Raw genomic sequence first — 12,125 nt, forward strand, 5'->3', positions numbered from 1 at the left:
GTGGTCCGAAGCATTCGAAAGAACAACAGGAGGCTGTTCTTTCGAATGGCGGCTCTCGCGAGCCGCCACGGTTCCTCAAGCCGTCACATGCTGCAGTCGGCCGCGTCGCGGCGCGTGAGCTTCTTTTCGCCCGCGTACTTCTCGGCCGCCACCTTCACCATCGGCTTGATGATCTGCTCGTCGGCCTGGTACCAGTCGGACATGCCGCCCCACTTGGCGCCGTCCCAGGTGTGCACGCGGGCCCAGGTCGAGCCCATGTGGTCCTGGCACGAGGTGCCGAGCGGGCGCAGCACGCCCGAGAAGCCCAGCGAATCGAGCTTCTTCTGGTCGAGCGCGAGGTTCTCCATGCCCCAGCGCACCTGCTCGCCGGTCATGACCTTGCCCTTGCCGAAGCGCTCCTGCGCGCGCTTCACGGCTTCGACGCCCAGCATCTGGATGATCACGCCGCGGGTGTAGAGCACCGAGCCCACTTCGTCCTTCGGCCCCGTGCCCTGGCCCTTGTCGTGCACCTGCTTGAGGATTTCCTGGATCACCTTCGGCTCGGTGCCCGAGGTGTTGAGCGCCAGCGCGTTGTAGCCCTTGGCATTGGCGCCCACGTCCTTCACGTCAGGCTCGGCGCCGGCCCACCACACGCCATACATCTTCTCGCGCGGATAGCCGGTGGCCACGGCTTCCTTCAGCGCGGTGGAGTTCATCACGCCCCAGCCCCACAAGAGCACGTAGTCGGGCCGCGACTGGCGCACCTGCAGCCAGGCGGACTTCTGCTCCACGCCGGGCGCGGTGACCGGAATCAGCGACAGCTCGAAGCCGTTCTGCTTGGCGCGCTCCTGCAGCAGCGGGATCGGCTCCTTGCCGAACGGCGAGTCGTGGTACACGAGGGCGATCTTCTTGCCCTTGAGCTTGTCCATGCCGCCTTCCTTCTTGCCGATGTGCTGGATCAGGATGTCGGCCGCGGTCCAGTAGCTGCCCATCAGCGGGAAGTTCCACTTGAACACGCTGCCGTCCTGCGACGCCGACAGCCCGTAGCCCAGCGTGATGAGCGGGATCTTGTCGGTGGGCACCTTGTCGGTCAGCGCAAAGGTGATGCCGGTGGCCTGCGGGTCGAACAGCGTCACGCCGGGGCGGCCCTTCAGGCGCTCATAGCACTCCACGCCCTTGTCGGTGGCGTAGCCGGTCTCGCACTCTTCGTACGTGATCTTCACGCCGTTGATGCCGCCGGTGGCGTTGATGTACTTGATGTAGTCCTGCTTGCCGTTGGCCCAGGGCGTGCCGTTGGGCGCATAGGGGCCGGTGCGGTACACCAGCAGCGGAAAGAACTGTTCCTTGGCCTGCGCCTGGGCGAGCGATGGCGCAAGCAGCGCGCCGAGGGTGCTGGCCACCAGGGCGGCGGTCAGAGCGAGCGATTTCAGTTTCATGCCTGTCTCCTTATGTGGGCACCTCGGTGCCGGTTTCTACGAACGGAAAAATCAGTGGGGGAAGGGCCAGAGCCGCAACTTTTCCTTGGCGGTGGACCACAGCCGCGCCAGCCCGTGCGGCTCGACGATCAGGAAGAACACGATCAGCGCGCCGAAGATCATGGTCTCCAGGTGCGAGGCCAGCGCGGTGGAGATCGAGAAGCCCAGCCACCCCGGCAGCTGGTTCAAGAAGAGCGGCAGCAGCACGATGAACGCGGCACCGAAGAAGCTGCCCATGATCGAGCCGAGCCCGCCGATGATCACCATGAACAGCAGCTGGAAAGAGCGGTCGATGCTGAACGCTGCCGGCTCCCACGCGCCCAGGTGGATGAAGCCCCACAGCGCGCCCGCCACGCCCACGATGAAGCTGCTCACCGCAAAGGCCGTGAGCTTGGCGTACACCGGGCGGATGCCGATCACCGCGGCCGCCACGTCCATGTCGCGCATCGCCATCCATTCGCGGCCGATGGCGCTGCGCACCAGGTTCTTCGCGAGCAGCGCGAACACCACCACGAAGATCAGGCAGAACAGATACTTCTGCACCGGCGATTCGATCGGCACGCCGAACACGTTGAGCCCCGCCACGCTCACCGAACCCGACGACGAGTTGTTGGTGAACCACTGGATGCGCAGGAACGCCCAGTCGGTAAAGAACTGCGCCGCCAGCGTGGCCACCGCCAGGTACAGCCCCTTGATGCGCAGGCTCGGAATGCCGAACAGCACGCCGATCACCGTGGCGCACAGGCCGCCCAGCAGCAGCGAGGCGATCAGCGGCATGCCGTCGATGCGCACCTGGAAGTTATAGGCCGCGTACGCGCCCACCGCCATGAAGGCGCCGGTGCCGAGCGAGATCTGCCCGCAGTAGCCGACCAGGATGTTGAGGCCCAGCGCCGCGAGCGACAGGATCAGAAAGGGCGTGAGGATGGCGCGCATCCAGTAGTCCGACACGCCCAGCGGCACCGCGACGAAGGCCGCGAGCAGCAGCACCAGGATGGCGATGCGGTCCTGCGCGATCGGGAAGATCTGCTGGTCGGCGCGGTAGCTCGACTTGAACTGGCCGTTCTCTCTGTAGAACATTACTCAGACCCGATCAATGATTTTTTCGCCGAACAACCCCTGCGGACGGACCAGCAGGAACACCAGTGCGAGTACATACGCGAACCAGATCTCGATGCCGCCACCGAGCATGGGGCCGAGATAAATTTCAGAAAGCTTCTCGCCCACGCCGATCAGCAGGCCGCCGATGATCGCGCCCGGGATCGAGGTGAGGCCGCCGAGGATCACCACCGGCAGCGCCTTCAGCGCCACCAGCGAGAGCGAGAACTGCACGCCCAGCTTCGAGCCCCAGATGACCCCGGCCACCAGCGCGGAGAAGCCCGCCACCGACCACACGATCACCCAGATGCGCTTGAGCGGAATGCCGATGGATTGCGCGGCCTGGTGGTCGTCGGCCACGGCGCGAAGGGCGCGGCCCGTGGCGGTCTTCTGGAAGAACACGGCCAGCACCACCACCAGGCCCGCGGCCACCAGCGCGGCCACCAGGTCTTCCTGGCTCAGCAGCAGGCCGCCCTGGAAGGTGCCCTGCAGCACCATCAGCGGTTCCTTGGGCATGCCCACGTCGATCTTGTAGATGTCGTTGCCGAAGATCGTCTGGCCCACCCCATCGAGGAAGTAGGCAATGCCCAGCGTGGCCATCAGCAGCGTGATGCCTTCCTGGTTCACCAGCTTGCTGAGCGCGAGCCGCTCGATCAGCCAGGCCACGATCACCATCACCCCCATGGCCGCGATGAAGGCCAGGATGTTCGCGAGCACCTGGCTCTCGAAGCCGAACCACTGCGGGAACCATTCGGCAAAGCGCGCCATGGCCAGCGCCGCGAACAGCACCATCGCGCCCTGCGCGAAGTTGAAGACGCCCGAGGCCTTGTAGATCAGCACGAAGCCGATCGCGATCAGCGAATAGAGCATGCCGACCATCAGGCCGCCGAACAGGGTTTCGAGGAAAAAGCCCATGGTCAATGTCTCTCTTGTTTTTCTCCCTCCCCTTCCGGGGGAGGGTTGGGGTGGGGGCTCGCGGCGCTCGATGAGGCGCGGCTGTATTGCGAGGGCTGTCGTGCCCCCATCCCAGCCTTCCCCCGGGAAGGGAAGGAGCAATGCACCAGGGTCGGGTGTGGCATGGCGTCAGTGCTCCACGCCCAGGTATGCCCGGATCACGTCTTCGTTGTTGCGCACCTCGTGGGGCGTGCCGTCGCCGATCTTCTTGCCGTAGTCCAGCACCACCACGCGGTCGGAGATGTCCATCACCACGCCCATGTCGTGCTCGATGAGAACGATGGTCGCGCCGAACTCGTCGTTCACGTCGAGGATGAAGCGGCTCATGTCCTGCTTTTCCTCCACGTTCATGCCGGCCATCGGCTCGTCGAGCAGCAGCACCTGCGGCTCCATCGCGAGCGCGCGGCCCAGGTCGACGCGCTTTTGCAGGCCGTAGGGCAGGCGGCCCACCGGCGTCTTGCGGTGCGCCTGGATCTCCAGGAAGTCGATGATGTGCTCGACGAACTCGCGATGCTGCAGCTCCTCGCGCTCGGCCGGGCCCCAGCGCAGCGCCTGCGCGAGCAGGCCGCTCTTCATCTTGAGATTGCGCCCCGTCATGATGTTGTCGAGCACGCTCATGCCCTTGAAGAGCGCCAGGTTCTGGAAGGTGCGCGCCACGCCCATCTCGGCCACCTGGCGCGAGTTCATGTGCTTGAAGGTCTGGCCGCGGAAAGTGATGGAGCCCTGCTGCGGCCAGTACACGCCATTGATGCAGTTGAGCATCGAGCTCTTGCCCGCGCCATTGGGGCCGATGATGGCCCGCACCTCGTGCTCGCGCACGTTGAAGCTGATGTCCGTGAGCGCCTTCACGCCGCCGAAGCTCAGGCTGATGTTCTGGACGTCGAGGATGACGTCGCCGATTTTCCGATTGCTCATGCAGCGGCCTTCACGATGGGGAAGGTCTTGGCTTCGGTGATCTTCAGCGTGGCGCTGACAACCCCCGTGCGTCCGTCCTCGAACTTGACCTGGGTCTCGATGAACTGCTCGCTCTTGCCGCCGTACAGCGCGCTGACCAGCACCGCGTATTTCTCGGCGATGAAGCCGCGCCGCACCTTGCGCGTGCGCGTGAGCTCGTCGTCGTCGGGGTCGAGCTCCTTGTGCAGCACCAGGAAGCGCGCGATCTGCGTCTCGCCCATGCCGTCTTCGCTCGCCAGGTCGGCATTCACCTTGGCGATGCATTCGGCGACGAGCGCCAGCACCTCGGGCTTGCCGGCCAGGTCGACGTAGCCGCCATAGGCCAGCCCCCGGCGCTCGGCCCAGTTGCCCACCGCCTCGAAGTCGATGTTGATGGCCGCGCAGACCTCCTCGCGTGCGTTGCCGAAGCACACGGCTTCCTTGATCTGCGGGAAGAACTTGAGCTTGTTCTCGATGTAGTTGGGCGCAAAGATCGCGCCGCTCGCGAGCCGGCCCACGTCCTTGGCGCGGTCGATGATGCGCAGGTGGCCCTCGCTGTCGAGCACGCCGGCGTCGCCGGTGTGGAAGTAGCCGTTGGCGTCGAGCACCTCGGCCGTGGCGTCGGGGCGCTTGTAGTATTCCTTGAGCACCGAGACGCCGCGCACCAGCACCTCGCCGTCCTCGGCGATCTTCAGTTCGATGCCCGGCGCGGCCGTGCCCACGGTCTGCAGCTTGACCTTGCCGTCCTGCTGCAGGCACACGTACGCGCAGGTCTCGGTCTGGCCGTAGAACTGCTTGAGGTTGACGCCGATCGAGCGGTAGAAGCGGAACAGGTCCGGCCCGATGGCCGCGCCGGCCGTGTAGGCCACGCGGATGCGGCTCATGCCCAGCACGTTGCGCAGCGGCCCGTAGACCAGCAGGTTGCCAAGGCTGTACATCAGCCGGTCGCCCGTGCCCACCGGCGCGCCGTTCAGGATGTCGGCGCCCACGCGCTGCGCGAGCGCCATGAACTTGCCGTACAGCCAGCGCTTGGGCGCGGCCGCGTCTTCCATGCGGATCGACACGGCCGTGAGCAGGCCCTCGAAGGTGCGCGGCGGACCGAAGTAGTAGCTCGGGCCGATCTCGCGCATGTCGTTCATCACCGTCTCGGACGACTCGGGGCAGTTGAGCGTGAAGCCGCCCACCAGCCACTGCGCCACCGAGAACAGGTGGTCGCCGACCCAGGCCATCGGCAGGTAGCTCATGATGTTGTCGCCGGGGCCGAGCCTGTCGGTCTCCACGCCGCCGCGGCCCGCCGCGATGAAGCTCGCATGCGTCTGGCATACGCCCTTGGGCCGGCCGGTGGTGCCCGAGGTGTAGAGGATCACGCCGACGTCGGTGGCCTCGCCGCTGGCCACCGCGCGGTCGTAGTAGCCGACGTGGGTCTTGTCGAATTCGCGGCCCAGTTCGCGCAGCTGCTCGTAGCTCATGAGCCCGGGCTGGTCGTAGTGGCGCAGGCCCTTGGGGTCGTCGTAGATGATGTGGCGGATGCCGTGCTGCTGGTCCTTCTGCAGCTCGCGGCATTCGAGCAGCTTGTCGACCTGCTCCTGGTCCTCCACGATCACGAAGTCGATGGCCGCGTCCTGCAGCATGAAGACCATCTCGCTGGCCACCGCGTCCTGGTAGAGCGGCACCGGCACGCCGCGCAGGCTCTGCGCCGCGAGCACCGCCATGTACAGGTGCGGGCGGTTGGCGCCCACGATGGACAGGTTGTCGAAGGGCTTGAAGCCCAGGCTCGCGAGGCCGCAGGCCATTTCGCGCACTTCCTGCGCCACGGCGCTCCAGCTCCAGGTTTGCCAGATGCCGAGATCCTTCTCGCGGATGGCGGGCGCCTGGGGCTGGGCTTGCGCATGCGCAAGCAGCAGACGGGGAAAGGTGGGGGCGGTGGTTTGCACAGTGGGCGGATCGTAGGCCCCACTTTGACGCCGTGTTGTCGTTCCAACGACAATCCTAGGGACACTACTCCCCGGAGTTTCCCGATGCCTCACGGCAATCCCAATCAGCGCAACGTGCTGGGCGGTTCCATCAAGGACCGCGTGCGTCCCGCCAACGCTGCCGAACTCGGCGGCATCCCGTGGCTGCCCACGCTCACGCCGGCCGAGCGCCGCCGCGCCGAAGCCGCGCTGGTGGTGGGCGAGGCCGAGGTTGGCGACCTGGTCTGCCGCGTCGGCCGCTCGCCCACCTACTGGTTCGGCGTGGTCGAGGGCCTGCTCAAGATGAGCAACGACAACGCCGACGGCGGCTCCGTCACCTACACCGGCGTGCCGCCCGGCGGCTGGTTCGGCGAAGGCACGGTGATGAAGCGCGAGCCCTACCGCTACAACATCCAGGCGCTGCGGCGCAGCGTGGTGGCGGGGCTGCCGATCGAGAGCTTCCACTGGCTGCTCGATCATTCGATCGGCTTCAACCGCTTCGTGATGAACCAGCTCAACGAGCGGCTCGGCCAGTTCATTGCGGCGCTGGAGATCGACCGGCTCAACAACCCCGACGCGCGCGTGGCGCGCAACCTCGTGTCGCTGTTCAACCCGGTGCTCTACCCGGGCGTGGGCGAAGTGCTGCGCATCACGCAGCAGGAGCTGGCCTACCTGGTCGGCCTGTCGCGCCAGCGCGTGAACGAGGCGCTCAACGGCCTGTCGGCAGAGGGGTTGATCCGGGTGGAGTACGGTGGGCTGCGCGTGCTCGACCTGCCGGGCCTGCGCGCGAGCGCGATGTCGAACAAGAAGAACAGCAGCAACAGCCGCTCACCCGAAACGGAAAACCCATGACCCTCGAAGACCAGCTCCAGATCGTGCCCGCGGATGCGCAGGCCGCCTTCATTCCGCCGCCCGAGGCGCCAGCAAAGGCCAAGGCCGCAGACACCGGCCCGACGCTCGAGGAAGCCATCGCGCGCAGCGAGGCGCTCACCGAGAAGATCGACGCGCTCGACGCGGTGCTGGCCAAGCCGCTCGCCGAGATCCTTGCCGAGCGCGAGAAGGCCGACGAGGCCGCGCTCGCCTGGGACCGCTTCGGCGCGATGTGGATGCTCTCGCAGCGCGCCATGCGCCGCGTGGCGCTCGACCTGGCGGCGCAGCTCGGCCTGAGCGAGGAAGAAGTCGTGGCGCGTGCAATGACCCATGCCAACGCGGTGCTCAACGGGGCCGACGAGGTCGACCTTGGCGGCACCATCGCGCCAGCGCAGCTGCAGCACATCGCGCGGCACCGCAACTTCCTGCGCAACCAGTTCCGCACCGGCTGAGCCCGGGGCCTCCCGATACCGCTTAACCTCGCGCCTTCGTTCCAGAAAGACTCTTTTCCCGATGACCGCTTCTTCCCACCTCACCCTGATCACCGGCGCCTCGCGCGGCCTGGGCCGCGCCATGGCCGAACAGCTGCTGCAGGCCGGCCACACGGTGCTCGGCATTTCGCGCAGGCAGGACCCGCAGCTTGCGCAAGCCGCGCAACAGGCCGGCGCAGAACTCATCCAGTGGGAGCAGGACCTGTCCGATCCGGTGGCCGCATCGGCGCGCCTCTCGGCCTGGCTCAAGACGCTCGACGGCCAGCGCTTCGACAGCGTCACCCTGATCAACAACGCCGGTACCGTCGGCAACCCCGCACCGCTCGCGAGCGCGGTCGGCGCCGAGCTGTCGCAGGCGCTGCGCATCGGCCTGGAGGCGCCGATGCTCCTGACGGCCGCCTTCCTGGGCGCCACGCGCGGATGGCGCGGCGCGCGCAAGGTGCTCAACATCTCCTCGGGCCTGGGGCGCAACGCCATGGGCAGCCAGGCGCCGTACTGCGCGGCCAAGGCCGGCATGGACCACTTCTCGCGCGCCGTGGCGCTCGAGGAGGCGGCTGCGCCGAACGGCGCGCGCATCGTCTCGCTCGCGCCCGGCATCATCGACACCGACATGCAGGTGCAGCTGCGCGGCGCATCGGCCGAGAATTTTCCGGACCGCACGCGCTTCGTGAGCATGAAGGAGGAAGGCCGGCTCGACAGCCCGGCCGCCGCCGCGGCCAAGGTGCTTGGGTACCTGGCGCGCGAAGACTTCGGCCGCAACCCCGTGGCCGACGTGCGCGACCCGGCCTGAGCGCCGGCAAGGAGAGCACACCATGGCCACCGCAAAGTCGATCGATACCGGCGACTACAAGCTCTTTCCGTCGCCGAGGAACGTGCACCGCGTCATCTTCGAGCACCAGGTCTTCGTGCCGTATCCGTACGCGCTGATCGTGATGGACGAGTTCTACTTCAAGGGCCGCTACAGCCTGTTCTCCGCCTGCCGCCTCAGCGACGGCAAGATGGGCCAGGTGGCGACCTTCGAGCTGGCATCGGACGTCGACATCTTCAACAAGAAGTTCACGCCGGACTGATCCTCTCCGTGTTTCTCCCTCCCCTCCCGGGGGAGGGCAGGGGTGGGGGCACGGCGACGTCAACTTCCGCGCAGTGCCGAAGGGGCTACAGCAAGAACCTGTCGCGCTGCGCCTGCGCGCACTCGCCCATCACGGCCAGCGCACGCTCCACCGTCGGTGTGCCGAGCACGAAGGGGTTCGCCGCCGGCGCAGGCTGCTGCCGCAGCGCGGCGAGCTTGGCCTGCGAGCCGTCGATGTTCGAATGGTTCGACAGCATCACGTCGATGCGCTGGCTCTGCGCGATCGCACCCATGCGCTGCGTGGCGCCGATGTAGGCGTCCAGCCGCGGCACGTCCTTGCCGAAATTGAAGCCGGTGCCGCCCCAGAGCATCGCGCGGTGCTTGCGCCCGCCCGCGCTCACGTCGAACACCGGAGAGATCGTGCCCATGGTGTGGCCCGGCGTGAGGTACAGCGTGACGCTGGTGTCGCCGAGCGTGATGCGGTCGCCGTCCTTCACCGAGATGTCGCGCTTGGGCGGCGCGCCCCAGATCGGCGTCGCGAATTCAAGCCTGGTCTCGGTCATGGTCCAGTCGGCCTCGCTCATCACCACGCGTGCGCGGTACTTCTGCGCGAGGTAGCTGGCGCCGCCGTAGTGGTCGCCGTGGCCATGCGTCACGATCACGTACTTGATCTGCGCCGGGTCGAGCCCCAGCCTGCGCATGCCGCCTTCGATCAGCGCCGCGGCCTCGGCCTGGGTGTTGAGCGCATCGATCAGGATGATGCCCTGCGAGGTCTTGATCGCCCAGGCGCTGACCCAGTCGGCACCCACGAAGTACAGGTTGTCGAAGGCCTGGCCCGGCGGCGGCGCGGGCCGGTTGATGAAGCCCGTGAGGCTCTTGTCGAGCGCGTCCTGCGGCGGCCGGGCGGCGGGGGCGGGCTGGCACAGGGTCAGCAGGGGCTTGAGGTCGGTGCCGGCTGCGCGCGTGGCGGTCGCCACATGGGCCGCCACGCTGGCCTCGGACGGCGCGGCGGGCAGCCCTGCGGTGGTGCCGGCCGGCGTCTGCGCGCAGCCCTGCACCAGGGCGGCCACCGCTGCCAGGGTGGTGGCCTTCAGCAGGAGGGTGTTGTTCTTCGAACTCTTGCGCTGTGCTGCCATCGGTGTCTCCGTGCCGTCGCTGCGGCCTGTGGTGGAGACGCCATTGTGCGGCGGCCGCGCTTATTCGATGGTCGCGCCCGAGGCTTGCACGATGCCCTTCCACTTCTCGTAGTCGGTCTTCAGCAGCGTCTCGAACTGTTCGGGCGTCATGCCCTGCGGCTCGGCGCCCTGCGCGATGATGGCGGCCTTCATTTCGGGCGTGGCCAGCAGCTTGTTGACTTCGGTATTCAGCGTGGCGATCACGTCCTTCGGCGTCTTGGCGGGCACGAAGAGGCCGTACCAGGTCGACACGTCGAAGCCCTTGTAGCCGAGCTCGGCCACGGTGGGCGTCTCGGGCAGCGAGGTGCTGCGCTTGGCCGAGGTCACGGCCAGCGGGCGCAGCTTGCCCGCCTTGATCTGCGCCAGCGCCGAGGGCACCGACGACACCATCAGGTCGACGTTGCCCGCGAGCACGTCCATCATGGCCGCGTTGGAGCCCTTGTAGGGCACGTGGCGCATCTTGATCTGGGCGGCGCTGTTGAAGATCTCGCCGGCCAGGTGGATGGTGGTGCCGTTGCCGGGCGAGCCGTAGGTGACGGTGTCGGGCGCCGCGCGCGCGGCTTTCACCACGTCGTCGAGCGTCTTGAACTTCGAGTTGGCCTGCGTGACGATCACCACCGGCGTGTAGGCCACGTGCGCCACGGCCGTGAGGTCCTTCACCGGGTTGTAGCTCAGGTTCTTGTAAAGCCAGGGCGCGACGACCATGTTGTCCTTCTGGCCCATCACGATGTCGTAGCCCGTGGGCGCGGCGCGCGCGGCCTCCGCAATGCCGATGGTGCCGCCGGCGCCGCCGCGGTTGTCGGGCACCACGGTCCAGTGGTTGGCCTCGGTGAGCTTCTGCGCGACCAGCCGCGCCAGGATGTCGGTGCCGCCACCGGGCGGGAAGGGCACGACCATGCGAATGGGCTTGGCGGGGTAGGACTGTGCCTGCGCAGGGGCGGTGAAGGCCAGGGGAAGTGCCAGCGCGATGGCCAGCGTGCCGAAGTGTCTGCGGATCATGGGTTTGCTTGTCTCTTTGTCTGAGCGATTCGGGGTTGCAGCAGCCGTGGATGGCGGTCACTGCACCGGGGGTGCAGTGTGCCGGAAGCGGGGCCTTGCGGATTCTTCATTCGCGATGGGGCCCATATCGGCTGGCGGGGTATTTTCCGATGGATTGACAGCAGCCCGCCAACGCCAAATACTCCACCAAATGGTTGAGTATTTTTGGCTCGCCCGCCGCGCGTCCACTGCGCGATGGGCTTCACAGGAGACTCTCATGCTCGGAAACATCAACGCGGTGGCCAATCTCGCGGTGAAGGACCTTGCCGCGGCGCGCCGTTTCTATGAAGGCACGCTGGGGCTGGCGCAGGTCGATGCCGAGGGCGACGAGGTGGTCGTCTACCGCAGCGGCAACTCGCGCATCAACGTGTACCGCTCGGCCTTTGCGGGCACCAACCAGGCCACGGCCGTGACCTGGCCGGTCGATGGCGACATCGAGCGCCTCGTGGCCGCGCTCAAGGCCAAGGGCGTGCGCTTCGAGCACTACGACATGCCCGGCGCAAAGCTCGAAGGCGACATCCATGTCATGGGCGACATGAAGGTCGCATGGTTCAAGGACCCGGACGGCAACATCCTCAATCTCATCAACGGGTGATGAGGATGCCCGCCGGGCCGGACCCGGCTCCTCAGCCGAAGTTCTTGGCCGCGAAGTCCCAGTTCACCAGCTTGGCCAGGAAGGTCTCGACGAACTTGGGGCGCAGGTTGCGGTAGTCGATGTAGTAGGCATGCTCCCAGACGTCCACCGTCAGCACCGGGGTGTCGCCGGTAGTCAGCGGCGTGCCCGCGGCACCCATGTTCACGATGTCCACCGAACCGTCGGCCTTCTTCACCAGCCAGGTCCAGCCCGAGCCGAAGTTGCCCACGGCCGACTTCACGAAGGCTTCCTTGAAGGCGTCGTAGTTGCCCCACTTGGCATCGATGGCCTTGGCCAGCGCGCCCGTGGGAGCACCGCCGCCCTGGGGCTTCATGCAGCTCCAGAAGAAGGTGTGGTTCCAGATCTGGGCGGCGTTGTTGTAGATGCCGCCGCTGGACTTCTTGACGATGTCCTCGAGAGGCATCGACTCGAACTCGGTGCCCTTTTGCAGGTTGTTGAG

13 protein-coding genes are annotated in these 12,125 nt (G+C 66.9%); 5 read left to right on the forward strand and 8 right to left on the reverse strand.

Going from position 1 to position 12,125, the window contains the following annotated elements; translation table 11 throughout:
* Positions 1-83: 83 nt before the first annotated feature.
* The 5 genes from AC1DSC_RS05490 to AC1DSC_RS05510 form a co-directional block, all read right to left on the reverse strand.
* On the reverse strand, positions 84-1,415 hold the full coding sequence (locus AC1DSC_RS05490) for an ABC transporter substrate-binding protein (protein ID WP_015867759.1): 1,332 nt from the start codon (positions 1,413-1,415) through the stop codon (positions 84-86).
* A gap of 51 nt (positions 1,416-1,466) precedes the next feature.
* Entirely contained in the window at positions 1,467-2,531 is a 1,065-nt protein-coding gene (locus AC1DSC_RS05495; protein WP_436288190.1) for a branched-chain amino acid ABC transporter permease, read from the reverse strand.
* 3 nt (positions 2,532-2,534) lie between these two features.
* Positions 2,535-3,464 (reverse strand): branched-chain amino acid ABC transporter permease, encoded by a 930-nt coding sequence (locus AC1DSC_RS05500; protein WP_015867757.1) that lies wholly within the window; start codon positions 3,462-3,464, stop codon positions 2,535-2,537.
* Between the two features lie 168 nt (positions 3,465-3,632).
* Positions 3,633-4,418 carry an ABC transporter ATP-binding protein gene (locus tag AC1DSC_RS05505; protein ID WP_015867756.1) on the reverse strand — a complete coding sequence of 262 codons (786 nt, stop codon included), beginning with the start codon at positions 4,416-4,418 and terminating at the stop codon, positions 3,633-3,635.
* The gene (locus AC1DSC_RS05510; RefSeq protein ID WP_018905147.1) at positions 4,415-6,370 is read right to left on the reverse strand and encodes an AMP-dependent synthetase/ligase; all 1,956 of its coding nucleotides are present in this window, start codon (positions 6,368-6,370) and stop codon (positions 4,415-4,417) included. The genes AC1DSC_RS05505 and AC1DSC_RS05510 overlap by 4 nt, the downstream gene beginning before the upstream one ends.
* Before the next feature lie 84 nt (positions 6,371-6,454).
* Here AC1DSC_RS05510 and AC1DSC_RS05515 point away from each other — a divergent pair, with 84 nt between their 5' ends.
* The 4 genes from AC1DSC_RS05515 to AC1DSC_RS05530 all read left to right on the forward strand — a co-directional run bounded on the left by AC1DSC_RS05515 (position 6,455) and on the right by AC1DSC_RS05530 (position 8,819).
* Positions 6,455-7,240: a Crp/Fnr family transcriptional regulator gene (locus AC1DSC_RS05515; RefSeq protein WP_062364158.1), complete on the forward strand. Its 786-nt coding sequence runs from the start codon at positions 6,455-6,457 to the stop codon at positions 7,238-7,240.
* Positions 7,237-7,710 (forward strand): hypothetical protein, encoded by a 474-nt coding sequence (locus tag AC1DSC_RS05520; RefSeq protein WP_015867753.1) that lies wholly within the window; start codon positions 7,237-7,239, stop codon positions 7,708-7,710. Before AC1DSC_RS05515 ends, AC1DSC_RS05520 begins: the two co-directional genes overlap by 4 nt.
* Positions 7,711-7,771: 61 nt before the next feature.
* Positions 7,772-8,539, forward strand: coding sequence for an SDR family NAD(P)-dependent oxidoreductase (locus AC1DSC_RS05525; RefSeq protein WP_018905145.1), 768 nt, complete (start codon positions 7,772-7,774; stop codon positions 8,537-8,539).
* A gap of 22 nt (positions 8,540-8,561) precedes the next feature.
* Complete coding sequence (locus tag AC1DSC_RS05530; RefSeq protein ID WP_015867751.1) at positions 8,562-8,819, forward strand: hypothetical protein; 258 nt, start codon at positions 8,562-8,564, stop codon at positions 8,817-8,819.
* An 85-nt stretch (positions 8,820-8,904) separates the two neighbouring features.
* Here AC1DSC_RS05530 and AC1DSC_RS05535 read toward each other — a convergent pair whose 3' ends face one another.
* On the reverse strand, positions 8,905-9,954 hold the full coding sequence (locus AC1DSC_RS05535; RefSeq protein WP_018905144.1) for an MBL fold metallo-hydrolase: 1,050 nt from the start codon (positions 9,952-9,954) through the stop codon (positions 8,905-8,907).
* Positions 9,955-10,014: 60 nt separating this feature from the next.
* Complete coding sequence (locus tag AC1DSC_RS05540) at positions 10,015-10,992, reverse strand: Bug family tripartite tricarboxylate transporter substrate binding protein (RefSeq protein WP_018905143.1); 978 nt, start codon at positions 10,990-10,992, stop codon at positions 10,015-10,017.
* A gap of 256 nt (positions 10,993-11,248) precedes the next feature.
* Here AC1DSC_RS05540 and AC1DSC_RS05545 point away from each other — a divergent pair, with 256 nt between their 5' ends.
* The gene (locus AC1DSC_RS05545; protein WP_307593370.1) at positions 11,249-11,626 is read left to right on the forward strand and encodes a VOC family protein; all 378 of its coding nucleotides are present in this window, start codon (positions 11,249-11,251) and stop codon (positions 11,624-11,626) included.
* 31 nt (positions 11,627-11,657) lie between these two features.
* Here AC1DSC_RS05545 and AC1DSC_RS05550 read toward each other — a convergent pair.
* Positions 11,658-12,125: superoxide dismutase (locus AC1DSC_RS05550; RefSeq protein WP_478131777.1), on the reverse strand; the 468-nt coding region annotated here is incomplete at its 5' end.

This window comes from Variovorax sp. 01N425 (genome assembly GCF_056399465.1).